10 protein-coding genes are annotated in these 18,289 nt (G+C 68.1%); 2 read left to right on the top strand and 8 right to left on the bottom strand.

What is annotated here, in order from left to right:
• Positions 1–33: 33 nt before the first annotated feature.
• From ABZ716_RS17820 to ABZ716_RS17795, 6 genes are all read right to left on the bottom strand, one after another.
• Positions 34–5,601, bottom strand: a complete 5,568-nt coding sequence (locus tag ABZ716_RS17820) for a DEAD/DEAH box helicase (RefSeq protein WP_358959910.1) — start codon at positions 5,599–5,601, stop codon at positions 34–36.
• Complete coding sequence (locus ABZ716_RS17815; RefSeq protein ID WP_358959907.1) at positions 5,598–6,689, bottom strand: hypothetical protein; 1,092 nt, start codon at positions 6,687–6,689, stop codon at positions 5,598–5,600. Before ABZ716_RS17815 ends, ABZ716_RS17820 begins: the two co-directional genes overlap by 4 nt.
• Positions 6,686–9,544, bottom strand: a complete 2,859-nt coding sequence (locus tag ABZ716_RS17810) for a hypothetical protein (protein ID WP_358959904.1) — start codon at positions 9,542–9,544, stop codon at positions 6,686–6,688. The genes ABZ716_RS17815 and ABZ716_RS17810 overlap by 4 nt, the downstream gene beginning before the upstream one ends.
• Before the next feature lie 1,732 nt (positions 9,545–11,276).
• Entirely contained in the window at positions 11,277–11,870 is a 594-nt protein-coding gene (locus ABZ716_RS17805) for an HD domain-containing protein (protein ID WP_358959901.1), read from the bottom strand.
• Positions 11,871–11,880: 10 nt separating this feature from the next.
• Positions 11,881–13,182: a cytosine deaminase gene (gene codA, locus ABZ716_RS17800; RefSeq protein ID WP_358959898.1), complete on the bottom strand. Its 1,302-nt coding sequence runs from the start codon at positions 13,180–13,182 to the stop codon at positions 11,881–11,883.
• Positions 13,183–13,274: 92 nt separating this feature from the next.
• On the bottom strand, positions 13,275–13,442 hold the full coding sequence (locus ABZ716_RS17795; RefSeq protein WP_351887364.1) for a hypothetical protein: 168 nt from the start codon (positions 13,440–13,442) through the stop codon (positions 13,275–13,277).
• Positions 13,443–13,542: 100 nt separating this feature from the next.
• On the opposite strand from ABZ716_RS17795, the gene ABZ716_RS17790 reads away from it, so the two are divergent.
• Positions 13,543–15,381 carry a prolyl oligopeptidase family serine peptidase gene (locus ABZ716_RS17790; RefSeq protein ID WP_358959896.1) on the top strand — a complete coding sequence of 613 codons (1,839 nt, stop codon included), beginning with the start codon at positions 13,543–13,545 and terminating at the stop codon, positions 15,379–15,381.
• 43 nt (positions 15,382–15,424) lie between these two features.
• The gene (locus tag ABZ716_RS17785; protein WP_358959893.1) at positions 15,425–16,288 is read left to right on the top strand and encodes an SURF1 family protein; all 864 of its coding nucleotides are present in this window, start codon (positions 15,425–15,427) and stop codon (positions 16,286–16,288) included.
• On the opposite strand, the gene ABZ716_RS17780 is transcribed toward ABZ716_RS17785, so the two are convergent.
• Positions 16,254–17,393: a hypothetical protein gene (locus tag ABZ716_RS17780; RefSeq protein ID WP_358959890.1), complete on the bottom strand. Its 1,140-nt coding sequence runs from the start codon at positions 17,391–17,393 to the stop codon at positions 16,254–16,256. The two genes, ABZ716_RS17785 and ABZ716_RS17780, sit on opposite strands and share 35 nt — an antisense overlap.
• Positions 17,390–17,935, bottom strand: a complete 546-nt coding sequence (locus ABZ716_RS17775) for a SigE family RNA polymerase sigma factor (protein WP_351887377.1) — start codon at positions 17,933–17,935, stop codon at positions 17,390–17,392. Before ABZ716_RS17775 ends, ABZ716_RS17780 begins: the two co-directional genes overlap by 4 nt.
• Positions 17,936–18,289 lie beyond the last annotated feature (354 nt).

The raw sequence follows: 18,289 nt of genomic DNA, 5'->3' as shown, positions 1-18,289 counted from the left end.
GCGATGGGGCGGCGGACCATTATCCGCTGTCGCCTAGCTCAGTGTCTGAAGCACCTGATTGCTGGCGAACGGGAGGTTGCGTGAGATGACCGTGTCGTCGATCAGATGGACCGGCACGCTGCCCGCCTCCTTCGCGCGACGCAGTTCCTCGGTGGGTGCCACATCGGGGCTCAGCGGGTCATGCACGCCGAAGATCCACTGCTGGTTGCCGCGCTGCGCCAGAATCGGCGCGGTGATTGCTCCGACACCTTTGATTTCGATCTTGGCGCCACGCGTGAAGTGCGCGTCGCTCCCTCGACTACTGAGGTCCTCGTAGAGGGTGTCGGCCGACACCTCGAGCCGTTCGTCGTTCAGGGTGGGTGCTGTCCCGTGGATCAGGTACCGCAGAAGGCTGGCGCCGACATGACGGTCGAGGAGGCTGTGCTCGAAGCGGTTCCGGAAGCTGCGCAGACACCTGTAGCAGGACTGGTCGCAGTTCTCCGGGCAGTCCTCAAGGAGTTTCAGCGTCTCCTCGAGGATCTCCACGCCGTAGTCGTTGACCCTTCGAGTGAAGCCGGCTCCGCCCGCAAGCGTGTCGTAGAGGTAGATCTCGGCTTCCAGGCCTTCGTTACCGAGGGCAGTCAGCGCCGGCCGGTACTCCGCCTGCAACTCCGTGGCTTCAATGCCGAGCTTTAGGGTCGCCGCGATCGTGAGCGCCTCAGCAACTGAGCGCAGTGCGATGTGCGTCGAGAGATTCGCTGGCCTCAGCGTGATCGGCGAGTCGACCCTCAAGCGAACCAAGAGCACGTCGGAAATGAAGTCGGTGCCCAACACCATCCCCCGGGTTGAGCCGGTGCCGGGGCATTCTGGCTCCTTCAGGTCGGGGAAAGGCTTCTTGTGGGTAGCGAGCAGCCTTCCCGTGGCCATAGCAGTCGGTTCGATGAGGCCGCAGCGGGTGCAGTACGTGTATCCCTCGTTGCGGGGGCCGGTGTTGGTGACCAGCAGAGTCTCTCTGCGGTATGTCTGTGCCACGCGTTCAGTGACTCGCTTCCAGGCGGTCTCCTCCGTCGGCCCAGGTGCCATGAGCTTGGCGCGCGTCGCGTAACTGCGCGCCGGGGCGTCGTCCGGGCTCGTTCCCGGATCCTGGTCTGCCGGGTGCGCGAACCCGGGCGGTCGCATCCAGGTCTTGGCCTTGCCGAACTTACCCTCGGCGCCGCAAGCCGGACAGTCGCGCTCCTCTCCGCGCTCTGCCTCATCGAGTGGGAAGTGCTTGGCGTAGTGGCAGTCCTGGCATTCGAAGTAGAGCAGCCGTTCCTGCCATGCCTGATAGCGCTCCTTCTGGACCGGTGAGTATATGGCCCCAGAGGTCCATTCCTTATTGTCGATCCACACCACCTTGCCCGGTGCATACTGGCTGAGCGCCACCGTGAGACCCTGACTGGCAGCATATTGGAAATAAGTGTTGAACCGCGTGGACGAGTTGACATCGAAGACGTGGAAGGCGACCACATCGGTCGGAAACGCGTAGCGCGGCAGGACGCCCTTGTACAGGAGACGGTCGAGCAGGTTCTTCTGGCTCCGTCGTGCGTTCGGCTCCTCCGCGTCGAGCTCTATCGGGGGTTCAACCTCCTGCTCAGAGTTCAGCAGCGGGTCTTCGACCGTATTAGCCTCTACAGGCGACCCGTCAAGGTCAAGCTCGAGAGCTCTGTCGATCTCGAAAAGCGTTCGCGTCACGATGGCTTGTAGGACTTCTGTACGGGCATCTGCGCTCAGTTCGTCGGGAAGCCAGGCCGCGACCTCTTCGCGAAGCACGTTCTCCTTACTCTTCAGCCACTCTTCCAGGTCCGTTCGGTTGAGCGGGGATGTCGTCCCTGTGAATGAGGTGACCTGTCCCAGAACTTCGAAGAGCTGAGGCTGGTCCTCGGGTTGGATTGCTGGCAGTCGATCCTGGTGGTACCGCTGCAGCAGATAGGCGATGACATGGCGCTGCACGATTTCTTCGTTGTCCATGGTCAACACCGGATCATCGACCTTGCCGCGGATCATGAGGTCTGGCTGGCGGAAGTAGTGGTCGTCGTGCGTGTCAGCGCTGCCGAAGGCAAGCACTGTGGCGACCGCATTGCCACGGCGGCCGGCCCGGCCTGCTCGTTGCTGGTAGTTGGCACGAGACGGCGGCATGTTGCGCAGGGCCACACCGGTCAGGTTGCCGATGTCGATCCCAACCTCCATGGTGGTCGTGCAGGAAAGCACGTCAATGGCGGCGCGCGACTGCTCTCCCTGAGAGAACCGGCCGAGATCAACGTCCTGGAAGAGCAGCTCGTGCTCCTCGGCCTTAGAGAAGACGGCGTCCGACTGCGCGGCGTTGAGCTGCGCCGTGTGCTCGGCGGCGATGATACTCATGGGCAGCTCAGGCGGACTGTTGAGAGCCCGGACGGCACTGGCTCGGTAGTAGCCCTTCCGGGCCTGGAAGACCGGATCGGTCTCGGGGTCCAGGGTGCGGACTCGATCGGCGCCGCAACTGCCACACTTGCAACTGCCAGGAAGTGGCCTCTGCGTGAATCGACACCGCTCGCAGTAGCCCCACTGCCCACCGAGTTCCAAAGCCAAATTCGAGGCCAGCATGCGGTAGGTACCGCTACCTACCGATTCGCAGAAGGCTGTGAGCATTGTGGGCAGCCACCCCTCCCTGAACGTCTGCCTTGCGGCTTTCGATCCGAGCAAGCGGTCGACGGACTTGAACCTTCCTGTGTGTGGCTGGACGCCGCCCTTCTGCTTCCACCAGTCCCCGTCAGTCATCGACGGGAACCAGATGCCAGCGCCACTCCAAGCAGCCAGCCACAACCGCACAAAAGCCAGCTTGGCTTTGGCACCCTCTGCGACGCCACCGATGTCCGGCAACTTCGCGAGCAACTCGTCCGTGAGGTTCGCCCGCTCACGGATCGAGGCCAACCCAAGCGATGCCAGCCCGTAGTACTTGTCCGTGAGCGTTGCATACATAGCGCGCAACAGCGACTGCGGCGGCGGTGCGGTGGTGAGGAGCGCACCCATTACAGCGAGGTTGCCTGTGAGCGCGCCCTTGTCGATTGCCCGTGCGACCGTGCCCATCACCTGGAGCGACTCTGTCGGGCGCAGTTCTGGACGCAGCCGCACTGAAAGCACATATGATCCGGCCATAACCGCCACATACAGCCTGTCCAGAGCGAGAATCGGTCCCAGAACTTGGTGATTAGCGAGCTCCCGCCACCCCCGCAGGATCACCGGCCGCATGACATCGCGCAGCGAGTAGGTCTGCAGGTTGGGCGCAAGTCGCGCGGCAACCTGCCGGGAGTCGGAGAATGCGAGCACCTTGCGCCCGCGCAACGGGGCGAAGTCGTTGTACGGTTGCGCGCCAGGCGGTTGGACCTCGACTTGACGAGTCACCAACGCCTGGAAGGGCTGATCACCCTTCGTCTGGTGATCCTGTACCGATGATCGACCGAAGCCAGCGAGTCGCCCGCACACACCGCAAGGCTTGAACTCGCCGTTAGCCTCGCCTTCTTCGCCATCATCGTCACTTCCGACGGACTCTCCCCCACGGAGCCGAGGGATGAAGACGCTGCGCGTGCGTGGCCCGAGCTCCCCTGGTGGATTAATTCGACCGGTGATGAGATCAAGGTCCGCGGGCTCCACGTTAGCTGCGTCATGCGACGGGGCCTCCAGCAGTAGATCGAGCGCTTGGAGTTCGGGGATGGAGCCAGTGGAGGAATGGAAGTCCGCACCTGGCTCGTGCCAGAGATGGGATGGTTCAAGTACATCATCCGTATAGGCTCGCGCATAGGCGGAGCCGCAGTGCCGGCAGGTGTACAACTCGAAGACACGGGCTCCGCATCCGCATGTGGCCTGCGGCTGGGCGTAGAGCTTGCCGACCGGACCAGGCTCCGGGCTCGCCTCCCGGTCGGCCTCTGAACATTCGGGGTCGAGACAGGCCCACAACCCTGCCAGCCCTCGGAAGAACGCGTGCACTCGGCACGGCAACAGCCCGGCGTCATCCGTTGACCGGCGGGCGGCGCTTCCGAGCGCTACCAGCGTCGAGGCCGCTCTATCGGCAAGCTCCTTCTCCGCAGCGGGAAAGATGCTGGCACCCAGTTCATCGAGCGGATGAGCCCTTTGCATCGTCTGGTTGACGAGCAGATTCATGGGGGCGAAGTCGGCAAGGGCCTCGTGGAGCAGTTGCCCCGCACTGACTCCGGGCGCCTTCTCAGTGACCTCCCGGTAGTCCAGCAACCCGCGGACCGCGTCAATGCGGCCAGCGTCTGACTCCGCCTCGTAGAACGTGTGCATCGGTACGGCAGCGAGGACCTCTGCGTCCTGGACCGTCCCGGTGGTGGCTGGTTCCCGCAGGGCGAGTCGTCCTTCCACCGTCTTGAAGTCGTCTGGGGCCTTGCCGCTCAACTGCGCGGCAAACAGGCGCGCGTACTCCGCGCTGGCAAAGCTCGCGCTTGTGCAGATCACCTGCAGCCGATCGGGCGTGATCCCAAGCCTTGCGCGGAGTCGCCGGAGCAGGAGCGCTACCTCGGCGCCAGCCGCTCCGCGGTAGAGGTGGGCCTCGTCTACGACCAGGAGGAACCTCTCGTCCGGGTTGTTCTCCAACCATGCCCGGGTCGCATCGAAGACCGGCCGCTCGAGCGGACGCATGAGCATGTACTCAAGCATCGAGTAGTTCGTGATGAGCACGTCTGGCGGCGTGTCCAGCACTTCATGGCGCGTCAGGAGCTCGGGGTCCTCATGCCGGAGGACCGCACGAATGAACTCGCCTTCCCTGTTCTTCCAGCGGGAGCCACGTTCTCCGTACCAGGCTTTCAGGTCCGGTTTGGCCGGCCACTTTCCACGCGACTGCAACTTCTCAATGAGAGCGGTTGCTTCACCATATCCTTGTGCCGAGGGGTTGGACGCCCGGTCAATGAGGTCGATGTAGAAGTCCTCAATCGACCGCAGCCGCTCTTGATCCTTCTCGACCCGCCGAACACCGGGATACAGCGTGCGGCTCGTGTAGCGGGCGAAGCGTGCTGGACGTCCGGCCCACGCGGTGAACTGTGCGGTGACTCGCGGATCGCCGAGCAGCAGCCGAAGACGTCCCAGTTGATCGTTCACCAGCGCGTTCATCGGATAGAGGATCAGGGCCCGGACGGAGGGGGCTGCGAACGACTCAGGCTTGTGTGCAGCCTCCGTTGCGAACTTCGTCAGAATCGGCTCGAGGAACGTCTCCGTCTTTCCGGAACCGGTGCCGGTCGTGACTGCAAGGCTGAGGCCATCGCGAATCGTCCACTCCAGGGCCTCCGCCTGGTGCGTGTATGGCGGGTCGTGCAGGAGTGGCTGGTGACCACCGATGTGTGTACTCAGGCTAACGAGGAGCGCCCTGGCCGCTGCATCGAGTTCGAGATCACCGAAGCCTCGGCCAGTCTGGTAGCGGGGGGTACTCTCGATGAACGGCTCACGGTGGAGCACGCCCTCCCGCTTCAGCAACTCGCGACGCTGCTCGATCACGGTTGGGTGTCCCACGTGGTACGTGGCCTCAATGTAGTCCCGAAGGGCCGCCTGAATGCTAGCGACCGTCTCTGCAATCGTGGGCGCTTCCGCGGTCACGCCACTCCTCCCTCATCGTTGACGTGCATCCACAGCATGTCAGCGAAGAACTTCGTTAGTTCGCCGATCGCCCAGAGCGGCACTCGATACGTGATCAGCGCGTCCCTGGCCCGCGGGCCTGGGACCCCCACAAGTTCCAGGTAACGCTGCGCCCACCCGGGCACAGGGCCGAACAGATCCAGAGTCCGGCTCCCCTGGGCCCCGTCAGCGTGCCGAATCCGCAGGATCTGCGGCTTTCCCCGTGCAGCATCGATCGCTGCCTGAAGCCGCCACGCCTCGTCGCACGCCGGAACAGCAGGATCGTCGGTTGGCATATCGATGAGCGAACGAGGCATGCCACTCTCCACTCGGACAAAGCACCACAGATCAGCTCCGTATGCCTGCGGCCGACGGGCAACGTAGTCTCCACAGTCACCGTCGGCGGGTAGCCGCCAACGGCCCCGGTAATAGAGAACCGACGACGCAGGATCGAGAAGCCTCAGATCGTTGACGAGACCCGAGTGTGCTGCCCAGTCCAAGCGTTGACGCATCCCGCGGACGATGGCAGCAGCGCTAGCCACAGTCGGTTGCCTGCGCCAGTCGTCGATGCTGATCTCATGGAGTCCGGCGCCATGCAGTCGAGCCGGTCCCATGGTGGCGTCCATTTCGATGGACCGCACGTGGCCCTCGAAGCGCACGTCCGCGCCGACAGACTCGTCCAGGAGCGGGACGCCGTCTGGGCGTACACCCAGCAAGAGGTACCGCCCGGGAGCCTTCGTCACATAAGAGGGTGGAGCGAGATAGAGCCTCCTACTTCCACGATCCTTCCGGTTCGGGAGCTCGACTAGGTCGCCGATTGCTACCAGCAGATCCAACTGGGTGGCTAGCTGGGCACGAGTGACCGCGGACGAGTCGTCGACCGGTCCGAGCACCTCCATCACCGCATCGACGAGTTCCCTCGGCGTCGCCGGGCACAGGAACGCGGCTGCGCGGCGTAGTGACGAGCAGATCGCTTCGGGTGCACTCAGATCGATCGCCGTCTCCCCCAGGCCAAGCGCGTGGACGGTACGGCTGGCGACCTCACGGCCGCTGAGCGCATTGATATTCATCGGCCGCTCCCGGAAGCCGGCTGGTCCGATGCATCCCGGAGGGCGCGAGTCCCCAGCACCGCGAACCTCGCTGCCCGGATGAGTACGGGGGAACTCAGTACGCCAATCAGGAGCCGGTCCCTCTCGGGCTCCGCCCAGTTCGCGACCGAGCCTGGCCGGCTCGCGAGCGCCAGCAGGAAGTCTGCTGCGGCATGAAAATCACCCAGGCCGCTGGACGTCACGATGGCTTCGATAGCATCAGCAAATCCCTCGCTCAACGCAGCCGATGAATCTACCCACTGCCAGAGGTGGCGAGCGATCTGCCGCGCAGCGGAGCGCTGTTGGGAGGCCTCGCCTACGAGCTTCTCCATTTCGTCCAGGAGTTCAAGCTGCCGGTACGCATCAGCCGTATCGCGCTTGCGCTCTAGGTTTGCCCACCGATGTCCGGCGATGACGGACACAAGCGCCCTAGTGATCGCCTCAAGGACTTGCTCCTGCTGGTGACGAGCGAACGGGTCCGCCGGCAGATCGGCGTCAAGCCACCGACGGTGACCTTCGATGAGCCGCTGGACCTCAAAGAGCGAGCCATCCGAGGATCGCGGCACAGCCGGGTGGCTCCGGCGCAGTTGGTTTGGCTCGGGCGGCAGGATGGTCGCTGCTGTCATCCTGCCGGAAGTCGCCTGCAGGAGTCCGCCTGTCGCTGGCACGGTGATTGGTCCACGGGGGTCGTGCTCCATGCCGGCCAACGGGTGCTCCACCAAGAAGATGTGCACCTGGGTGTCGTCGTTGCCTGTCCGGTCTATCAGCCGCGCTTCGTGTTGCCCGCTGTGCCTCTTGGCAAGTACCCAGCGGAGCGGGTCGAAGCCGCGTTCACAGACCAACGATGCGAATCCAACTCCATTGCGGAATACCGATACTTCACATGACTCGGCCTCTTCGTACGCGCCGAGCATTCTCTTCTTACGCAAGACCTGCTCTGCCAGCTTCTCCCACGCGCCATCACTGAAGGGCACTGAGATGCCATGGAGTTGCCTTTCCAGTTGCCTTCCCGCAACGTCACGAAGAGTGATCGACAGTTCCGCCCTTGTCTCCAGCGGACCGTCAATCGAGAGACTGGCCCTGCCATCCCAGAGTTCAGTCATCTTTGGGCGCGCCGGCGTGGTGAACAGCCGGATCGCAGTACCTTCCGTCGCGGCTTCGCGATTGCTGTGGAGGTCACGGATTGTGATCGTCAGGGAGCCGCTGAAGAGGGGTCGATCCGTCTCTGGGGTGAGCAGCGCGACGTTCACATCGTGTGTACCCACGCCGAGGTCCTCCAGAGCAAAGAAGAGCTCTGGTTGGCCCTCCGGGAACTCCAGCACAAAGGGAAGGCCACGGTCTACGGTCACCGCGCACTTGTGCGCAGCGTGAGCAGACTTCACGGCCAGCATCGTCGGCTCCCCAGCAAGCCACTCGATGGCGCCGTCCCCGTCCCAGGATCCTGGCACCAAGCCAACGGGCCGGATCGAGACATCGGATGCCACTGTCAACCCGACAGTGGCAAGTTGCTCGACTTCCGCTGCTCCGATGATCTGCGGCACCGTGAACTCGAAGACGTGCACGCCTTCGACCGAGGTCACTGTCTGCCCGATCCAGGGCAACGAGGGCGGACTGCTGCCGACACGCCCAATTAGGCAGTACTCGTTACCGCGCCGAACGAACTTGCCTTTTACCTCCATGGGCTCTCCGCCTGATCGCTTCCTGAACAGCCACCAGGGCCCCGGATCGATGGAGCAGTGCTCGGCGATCAGCTTGTTGACGGCCTCCGGTCCGTGCTCCAACTGGATGGCTGGAGCACCCGGTCGAGGCCAGGCCGACAGCGGCACTTTGTCGGGCCACAGCAGCCGACCCCGGGCGAGCGGACGGGGATGACCTTCAACCTTTGCACGCCGGATCCGAAGTTCCTGATCGACTTGTGGGTTGCTTGTCTGCAGCGGCGTGAGATCGGGCAGTTCCAGATACGGCTGCCAGCCGCCATGATGGTTGCGCAGGAACAGCCTTAGGCTGATGTCAGCTGGGGCGCGGCGCCTTCGCTGTACAGAAGCGGTACCCGCTCCCTTCGGAAGGAAGCCACTTGAGCGGATCACTTTGGCCGACTGCCTGGCGCGCGACAGCCAGCTGCGGGAGGCCTGTTCATTACTCAGGCCAGCAACCAGGCGGAGGAGTGTCGACCGCACCAGGTATGGGGACTCTTCCTCGTCGCCCGAGAGCAGCGCAACTGCGACCTGACCCAGGAGGCCCTGATTGTCGCAGAGGATACGGAAGCGCTCGCTGTATCCACCCGTGCGCGACGCCAGACATGCGCCCAACGCATCAGGGTCAGCCAACAATTGCGCATTCAACACTCCGCGCGACTCGAACAGAAGCTGGGCCATCTGCCGCTGAAGGTCCGCCGGCATCACGGCATGTGTGATCGGCCACGCAATGATGGTGAAGTTCGTGGCGAAGCCTCCTCTCGGCTCCGCACCTCCGTAATCGTCCGCGAACCGCCTGAACCACTGCTTGATGCGTTTCCGGTTGAGGGGTGCGTTCCACTGAGGCCCACCCTCCCACCCCGGCGCCCTCTGTCCCCAGAGGGGCCAGAACTCGCCCCCGACGTAGTCGTAGCCGATCTCAGCGGCAAACACCACGAAGGGCAACCACCAGGCGCGGTACCGAGCGTCGAGTCCATCAGCTACAGCCCCACGCACTGCGGCCAGGAGCAGTTCGAGCTCCTCACCAACAAGGTCGTGCTCCAACGCGAAGACGGGAGCTGGCGGATGCAGGGCCCGGCGCCGCTCGTGGAGTATCCGAAAGTGGTGATCGAGTTGCAGGTGTAGGTGCTTGAGTACCTCCACCGACCCGCCGCGTACTATCCCCTCCACTCTCGACACCACTTCCTCTCCTGTCACGTGTTACTGAGGGCGTCGCCAGACGGGGGTAGTGACGCTCGGGGGATAGCTAGCCACTTAGCGTAGATCATGCCGCCGCAGTCCAGGGGGGCAGATGGCTGAACTGGGATCATGCCGCCCCGCCGGTCGGCCCTGGCTGAGACCGCAGGCGAAGCCGTTCTACAGCTCACGCAGGCCGACCAGCACCCTTCCGATCAAAAGCGGGTCTGAGGACTGGGCCGGTAACTTCGGCCGGCTGCCCACGCTCCTTGGCTTGCTCCGTGCGGCCTGGACCGTACCGCCCGGAACCGTGAAGGAGGAGCTCGACCCAGACGGCCTTCCCGGCCGTGGTGGGGTAGTAGCCTCAGCGGCTTGCCTCTCGCTCACGAGGAACAGTCCGCGTCCGCCGGTGGCCTACCAGCGGCCGGGCATCGCGGTCTGCGCCTTGGACGAGCAAGCCCGTTCTTGTCAGCTGGAGGGCGCGGTTGAACGTGCCGACGTCGGCCAGCCTCGGGTATCCGGTGTTCTGCGGCTCGTTGTCGGCTGGATGGCGGACCGCGTTGGGGTGAGCTCAGGGACGATGAGGTTGGTCGTCTCGATGATGGTGTCTGGAGTCCACCAGCGCCGCAGGATGTCCGCGGGGTGCCCGGTCTCAGGGGACCGCGTTGGGGGTGTCGGCCAAGGCATGTGGTGCCGACCTGAGTGGTCATTTGGAGCCCTCCGCGGGGAGATGATTTCGCTTGGAAGCGAAACCCGACGCAGCTGGCGTCGTCGCACATCACGCCCTGGGCTACTCCGTCGGTTCGCAGCAGACCCGAACACCACCCCTTAGGGGGACCTGGCAGCCGCCCTGCTGGGAGCCAACTGGGAGCCGGTCTGCTCCCCGAGGCCCCTTGAGACTCCCCCAGACCATCTGAGGCCAAGGCGCTGACCAGGGGAAATGTCGTTCGCGCAGGTGGGGATCTTGGGTCGACCTCATTCGGGACGAAGAGGTCGTGGGTTCAAATCCCGCCACCCCGACAGAGTAAGACCAGGTCAAGGGCTTGATCCTCACTGAGGATCAAGCCCTTCCTGCGTTCCGGGCCGGAGCCCGCCAGGCCGTGAGGGTGCCGGTCGGCGAGGAGTCGCATCGGTGGACCAGCCGCTCGAGCAGCCGCCGGGTGCTGCTGGTGGTGCACAACGTCACCTCGGCGGGCCGCCTTCTGGATGTGCTGCCGCTTTTCCATGACGACTCCGGGTGCAGCCTCTGGTGACCTCGACGGACTCGTCCGCGTTCCGTGCCGGGCTGGCCGAGTTGTTCGCCGGGCTGGAGCTGCCTGTACTGCCATGGGAGCAGGCCAGGGCCACACCCGTCGACCTGGCGATCACCGCGAGCTTCGGTGGTGAACTGCGCGCTCTACAGGGCAAGTTGAGCGTTGCGCCACAGTATGTCGGCTGTGCTAAAAAGCTGTCGCAGCCAGGAGCCGGCGTTCGCGGTCTGTCGCCGGAGTGGCTTCTCGCCGACGGCGAGCCGTTCGTGGACGGGCCCGGCGGCCTACGCTTCCGCGCTGGCCGCCTGGCTGGCTGCCGGGGGTCGGTGCCGCCGGGCGGGATCGCCCTCCGGGTGCTCGCGGCCGCAGGAGTGCACCCCGTAGCCGTGGAGCCGCTGCTACCCGGCGACCTCGCAGCGCAGTCGCAGGACGGCCAGGTAGCCGGGGCGTTACACGTCCAGGGGGTTGGCGGCGATGCGCTGGGCCGCGCCGCTCGCCACGTACGCGGCTGCCGCGCAGGTGGGCTTGCGGGTCGCCTGGTCCTCGACCAGGGCGAGGAAGGCGGGGCCGAAGCCGAGGCGGGGGTAGGCGGTCAGGAGGGCGGTGCGGAAGGACGGGTCGAAGTCCGGTACGCGCAGGCCCGAGACGTCCGCGCTCGTCCCGACCTGGAGGAGGTGGCTCTCGACGTCCTCGGCGGCGGTGACGTCGTCCCGCATGTGCAGCACGATCACCTCCTCCGCCCTGGCCCGGCGGGCCGCGTCCCAGCCCAGGCCCGCGGTGAAGATCCGGGCCACGTGCCCGCCGGCCTCCTCGAAGGGGAGGGTGTGGCTGTCGAACGGCGCCGTGAGGCCCAGGTCATGGAGGAGGGCGCTGACGTAGAAGAGCTCGGCGTCGTACGAGAGGCCGTGCTGCCGTGCGTACTCGGCACCGAAGGCGTAGGAGCGGACGGAGTGGTTGAGCAGGGCGGCGTCCGCGTACTCGGAGGCGATCTCGAAGGCGCGGCGGGCCGGGCCGGAGTCAAGGTTGTGCAAGGTCCACGTCATGCTCCGCACCTTAGAGGGGCGGGGTGAAGTCCATGTCGGACGGGCCGGGTTGCCCGGGCCACCACAGCCGGGCCGGCGCGGGCGGGGTCTCCGCGAGGACGGTTCCGCGCGAGACCACGTACCGGGGCCGGACCTGGCGGCGGAGCGCCTCGGCGGGGGTCGGCGCCGGGAGCAGGACGAAGGAGGCCGGGGCGCCCTCCGTGACGCCGTACTCGTCCGTGCCCAGCCCGAGGACGCGGGCCGCGCGCTCGGTCACCATCGAGAAGGCGGTCGGGATCTCCTGCGCCCCGGTGAGCTGGGCCGCGTACAGGCCGACGAGGGCGGTCTGGAGCGGGTTGGCGGTGCCGAGCGCGTTCCAGGGGTCCATCACGTCGTCGTGCCCGAAGGCCACGTTGACCCCGGCGGCCAGCATCTCCTTCACCTGGGTGAGGCCGCGCCGCTTGGGATAGGCGTCGAAGCGGCCCTGGAGGTTGAGGTTGGCGAAGGGGTTGGCGACCAGGTTGACGCCCGAACGCGACAGGAGCCGCTGGAGTTTGAAGGCGTAGGCGCCGTTGTAGGAGCCCATGGCGGTCGTGTGGGAGGCGGTGGCCCGCTCGCGCAGCCCCGTCCGCAGCGCGAGCGTGGCGAGCACCTCCACGAACCGGGACTGTTCGTCGTCGATCTCGTCGCAGTGGGCGTCGAGACGCAGCCCGTTCTCCTCGGCCAGTGTGAACGCGGTCCGCAGGGACGCGATGCCGTCCTCACGGGTGTCCTCGAAGTGCGGGATCGCGCCGACGACGTCCGCGCCGCGCGCCACGGCCTCGCGCAGCAGCGCCTCGCCGTCGGGGAAGGAGACGATGCCCTCCTGGGGGAAGGCCGTGATCTGGAGGGTCATGACGTCCCGGACGCGGTCGCGGACCTCCAGCAGGGCGTCGAGGGCGGTCAGCGAGGGATCGGTGATATCGCAGTGGGTGCGGACGTGCAGAACGCCTTGGGCCGCCTGCCAGCGCAGCACCTCCGTTGCCCGCGTGATCACGTCCTCGCGGGTCAGGGTGCGTTTGCGCTCGCTCCAGCAGGCGATGCCCTCCCAGAGGGTGCCGGAGGCGTTGGGGCGGGGCTGTCCGGCGGTGAGCGCGGTGTCCAGGTGGATGTGGGGCTCGACGAAGGGGGCGCTGAGCAGCCCGCCGTGGGCCTCGATGAGGACGCCCGTCGCGGGCGGCTCCTTCTGGTCGTCGTACGGCAGGACGCGCGCGATGCGCCCGTCCTCGGCCACCTCCACGTCGTGGAGTCCGTCCTCGTGCAGCAGCCGGGCGCCCCGGACGATCATCCGCATCCCGTCAGGCTAGGCCGAAGGGGCCATGTTTCACGTGAAACACGGACAGTAACCGGGTTTCACGTGAAACATCGCCCGTGATCGGCCTGGCCTCAGCCGCGCTTGGCCTGGGCCTTCTGGTGCATGCCGCGCGTCTTCGCCGAGAGGGACTGGGCTTCTCTGCCCGCAGCCTTGGCACGCGCCTCGGCCGCCGTGTTCTTCGCCATCGCCTGCTCGGAGTCCTGATGGCTGTGGTGACCGGTACGAGCCTTCTTGGCCATGATCAACACCTACTCGGGAAGCGTTCGCCGTACGCCCTCCACCATGCGCCCGTTCGGCTCAGTCGGCATCCCGGCGGCCCGGCGGGCCAGAATGGACGGCATGACCAGCAGCGACAGCGATCTGACCCCCGGCGGGACCCCCGCTTCCGAGATGCCCGACTGGGAGAAGCGGTTCCGGGCCCCGCGCGTGGGCCTCCCCGAGTGGGCCGAGGACGCCCCGGACCGCTCGCTCTTCGTCTCGAACGCCACCGGGACCTACGAGCTCTACGCCTGGGACCGCACCACCGGAACGCAGCGCCAGGCCACCGACCGCCCCAACGGCACGACCGACGGCACCCTCTCCCCCGACGGGGAGTGGATCTGGTGGTTCTCCGACACCGACGGCGACGAGTTCGGCACCTGGGTGCGCCAGCCCTTCGCGGGCGGCCCCGACGAGCCCGCCACACCCGGCCTGGAGCCCTCCTACCCCGCCGGGCTGGCCATCGGCCGCGACGGGACGGCGGTCGTCGGCCGGTCCACCGACGAGGACGGCACCACGATCCACGTCGTCAGGCCCGACGGCAGCGCCCCCGCCGTCATCTACCGGCACCGCGAGTCGGCCGGCGTCGGCGACCTCTCCCGCGACGGGACCCTGGTCGCGATCGAGCACACCGAGCACGGCGACGCCATGCACTCGGCGCTGCGCGTGGTCACCCTCGACGGAGCCACCGCGGCCGAGCTGGACGACTCGCGCGGCGGCACCGAGGAGCTGGGCCTGGAGGTGCTCGGCTTCGCACCGGTCGAGGGGGACACCCGGCTGCTGGTCGGCCACCAACGGCGCGGGCGCTGGGAGCCGATGGTGTGGGACGTGGCCACGGGCGCCGAGGAGGACCTCGCCATCGAGCTCCCGGGCGACGTCAGCGCCGAGTGGTACCCGGACGGGACGGCGCTGCTCATCGTGCACAGCTTCGAGGCACGCGACGAGCTGTGGCGCTACGACCTGGCCGCGCGGGAACTCGTACGGGTGGACACGCCCCCGGGGTCAGTGTCGGGTGCCACGGCGCGTCCGGACGGCACGGTGGAGTACCAGTGGTCCTCGGCCGCCGAGCCCGCCTCCGTACGGTCCACCGCGGGCGGGGTGGTGCTGGACCCGCCCGGGTTCCGGCCGCCCGGCTCGGTGCCGGTGGAGGACGTGTGGGTGGAGGGCCCGGGCGGGCGGATCCACGCGCTCGCGCAGCGGCCGGCGGGGCACGGCGAGGGCCCCTTCCCGACGGTCTTCGAGATCCACGGCGGTCCCACCTGGCACGACTCCGACTCCTTCGCGGCGACCCCGGCGGCCTGGCTCGACCACGGATTCGCAGTGGTCCGGGTCAACTACCGGGGCTCGACCGGGTACGGCCGGGAGTGGACGGACGCCCTCAAGCACCGGGTCGGCCTGATCGAGCTGGAGGACATCTCGGCGGTCCGCGAGTGGGCCGTCTCCTCGGGCCTGGCGGACCCCGCCCGGCTGGTGCTGTCCGGCGGTTCCTGGGGCGGCTACCTGACCCTGCTGGGCCTCGGGACGCGGCCCAACGACTGGGCGGTGGGGCTGGCCGCCGTACCGGTGGCGGACTACGTGACGGCGTACCACGACGAGATGGAGGCGCTGAAGTCCCTGGACCGCACCCTCTTCGGCGGTACCCCCGAGGAGGTCCCCGAGCGTTTCGCCGCCTCCTCGCCGCTGACGTACGTGGACGCGGTGAAGGCGCCCGTGCACATCGCGGCGGGCGTGAACGACCCGCGCTGCCCGATCCGCCAGATCGACAACTACGTCGACCGGCTCGCGGCGCGCGGCGCGGTCCACGAGGTGTACCGCTACGACGCCGGGCACGGCTCGCTGGTGGTGGAGGAGCGGATCAAGCAGGTCCGGATGGAGCTGGAATTCGCGCTGAAGCACCTGCCTCAGGGGCTGCCGCGCTGACCCGGCACCGGACACCGGGCGCACCCCCCGTACCGTTGGTGGGGTGCACCGGTTTCTCCTGACCCCGCGCTGGTGGGGGATCAACGTCTTCGTCGCGCTCGCCATCCCCTTCTGCCTGTTCATGGGGACCTGGCAGCTCGGCCGCTTCGAGGACCGCGTCGACAGTCACCGGGAGGCCGGCGCCGAGCGCCCGGCCGAGGTGGCGGCCGCCCCGCTGGACTCGCTGCTTCCGGTGGACACCAGGACCTCCGGGCGGCTGGCCTCAACGGCCGGTGAGTACGGGAAGCAGCTGCTGGTCCCCGAGCGGGACCTCGACGGCAAGCGCGGCTTCTACGTCCTGACCCTGCTGCGGACCGACTCCGGCAGGACCGTCCCGGTGGTCCGGGGCTGGATGCCGGGTACGGCGGACGCGGCCAAGGCCCCGGCCCCGCCGGCCGGGCGGGTCCAGGTGACGGGTGCCCTACAGGCTTCGGAGAGCGCGAGCACCAAGGGCGTGCACGCGCAAGGCGGACTGCCGCCGGGCCAGCTCGGGGTGATCGGCTCGGCCACGCTGGTCAACCTGGTGCAGGACCCGCTGTACGACGCCTGGCTGACGGTGCAGACCCCGGCGGACGGGATGGTCCCCGTCCCGGCGAAGGCGCCGAGCAACACCGGGCTCGATCTGAAGGCGTTCCAGAACCTCGGCTACACCGGTGAGTGGTTCGTCTTCGTGGCCTTCGTGCTCTTCATGTGGTGGCGGCTCTACCGGCGCGAGGTGGAGACGCTGCGCGACGCCGAGGCCGGCCTGCTGCCCGCCGGGGGCCCGGCCCCGTCAACCCCCGCCCCGTCAAGCCCCGCCCCGTCGAACCCGGCTGCACCGGCCACGGCGTCCGTCACGGCGCCGGAGCCGGCGCCGGCTCCGGAATGATGCCCGTCCGGTAGACCGTGCCTCCGCACGCCTGCGGGATCGTGGTCCGGGTGACGGGGGCGCCCGTGCCGGCCGGGGCGTGGGAGACGGCCACTCCGGCCGCGTCGGGGGTGGTCCGGCCGTCGGGCTGTCGCACCGCACCCGTCGTCCCGTCGGCCCCTGCCGGGGTGTCGGCCGGACCGGTGTCGGCCTGGCCGCCCTGGCGCTGTCCCGTACCAGCCTGCTGCTGGGGCGTGGCCGTGGGGCCGGACGTCGCCGCCGGGCAGGACTGCGCGGAGGGCACCCAGGCGAAGCGGACCTCGTACGCCTGCTTCGGCTGGAGCAGCAGCGCCGGAGCCTCCGCCGACGGGTCGGGCAGCCCGCTCGCCGGGTCCCCCGCCGTGTGGCCCGTCACCGCCACCGCGCGGGGCTGCGCGGGCGGCGGGGCCTGGGTCACCGAGGCCGCCGTCACGGTGTCGGGGCCGGTGACCGTGCAGCCCTGGCCGGAGACGTTGGTGACCTTGAAGCTGCCGTACACCGTGCCGTCGGCCTCGGGGGCGCGGGCGCTGCCGGCCACCCCGAGCTGCCCGGCGGTGCATCCGGGAGCCGCCGCGGCCACTCCGGCCGGGGGCTGCGGGCCGTTGCCGAGGGCCGCGGTGGGGGACCCGCCGCCGGAGGGGCCCGCCGTCACCCCGCCGGAGGGTGAGCCGCCGGACTGCTGCGGGGAGGGCCGGCCGCCCGCGCCGCCCGCCGTCTGGCCCCTGCCCGAGGGTCTCGCCGGCTGCGGCCGGACCCCGCCGTCCGCCTCTCCTGAGGCCGGGCCGCCGGGGTGGACACCCTGTGCCTCACCGTGGCCCGCCATGGCGGAGTGCCCGGCGGCGGAGCCCTGGTCCTCGTCTCCCAGGTGCAGCGCCGCCGGGACGGCGGCGCCGGTCAGCACCACCGCCACGGCCGCCCCGACCAGGGCCCGCCGTTTACGGGCCCGGCGGGCCGGCACCGCGTGGCGCAGCCGTTCCAGGGCCCCCTCGGAGGGCTCCAGGCCCTGCACGGCCCCGGCGAACAGGCTGCGCAGCACCTGCTCGTCGCCGGCGGCCGGGCCCGGGCGGTTGGTGTGGTCGTCCTTCATGACTGCGCAGCCTCCATCGCCACCCTCAGCGCGGCAATGCCCCGCGATCCGTACGCCTTGACCGAGCCGAGCGAGACGCCGAGCGTCTCGGCCACCTGGGCTTCCGTCATGTCCGCGAAGTAGCGCAGCACCAGCACCTCGCGCTGGCGGCGCTGGAGTCCGCGCATGGCCTTGATCAGGTCGTCCCGTTCGAGCTGGTCGTACGCCCCCTCCTCCGCGCTGGCCATGTCGGGCATCGGCTTCGACAGCAGCTTGAGCCCGAGGATGCGGCGGCGGAGCGCGGAACGCGAGAGGTTCACCACGGTCTGGCGGAGATAGGCCAGGGTCTTGTCGCGGTCGCGCACCCGGTTGCGGGCGGAGTGGACGCGTATGAACGCCTCTTGGACCACGTCCTCGCAGGAGGCGGTGTCGTCGAGGAGGAGGGCGGCCAGGCCGAGGAGCGAGCGGTAGTGGGCCTGGTAGGTCTCGGTGAGGTGGTCGACGGTGGTTCCGGCCACGACCGGGGGCACATCGGCATCGGCGTCGGCGGCCGCGGAGGCCACCGCGGGGTCGTGCGCGGCGGTGGCGGCGTGCCCGGCCGGTCCGGCGCCGTCGCGGGGCGAGGGGACACGGCCGCCCGGGGTCGCACCCACAGCGGGTACGGCGGCTGGTGCGCCGGCCTGCGGGGCGGGCACGATCACTGGAAAGCCGCCGTATGCGCCGGTACGACGGCGCGGAGGAACGGTCCCCGCGCGCGCCGGTACGACGGCGAAATCCAAGAGTGCCTCTGCCACGCCTGTTGGACGCGCGTCCCCCGGTCAGGGTTGTACGCGCGAGGCAGAGTATTCAGCAATATCCCCATTGCCTTCATGCGTACCCGCTCTTCCCGATCGCCCCGTTCATCCAGGCGGCAGGTC

Origin of the sequence: Streptomyces sp. NPDC006687, assembly GCF_040636215.1 — a bacterium.
Taxonomy (GTDB): domain Bacteria; phylum Actinomycetota; class Actinomycetes; order Streptomycetales; family Streptomycetaceae; genus Streptomyces.
The sequence above is the reverse complement of the archived record's forward strand: the minus strand, read 5'-3'. Positions and strand labels throughout refer to the sequence as shown.

Excerpts from the sequence above, each read along its gene's own strand:
- ABZ716_RS17805 (WP_358959901.1), bottom strand. The coding sequence starts at position 11,870 with ATGACGTGGACCTTGCACAACCTTGACTCCGGCCCGGCCCGCCGCGCC.
- ABZ716_RS17790 (WP_358959896.1), top strand. The coding sequence starts at position 13,543 with ATGACCAGCAGCGACAGCGATCTGACCCCCGGCGGGACCCCCGCTTCC.
- codA (WP_358959898.1), bottom strand. The coding sequence starts at position 13,182 with ATGCGGATGATCGTCCGGGGCGCCCGGCTGCTGCACGAGGACGGACTC.
- ABZ716_RS17815 (WP_358959907.1), bottom strand. The coding sequence starts at position 6,689 with ATGAATATCAATGCGCTCAGCGGCCGTGAGGTCGCCAGCCGTACCGTC.
- ABZ716_RS17780 (WP_358959890.1), bottom strand. The coding sequence starts at position 17,393 with ATGAAGGACGACCACACCAACCGCCCGGGCCCGGCCGCCGGCGACGAG.
- ABZ716_RS17795 (WP_351887364.1), bottom strand. The coding sequence starts at position 13,442 with ATGGCCAAGAAGGCTCGTACCGGTCACCACAGCCATCAGGACTCCGAG.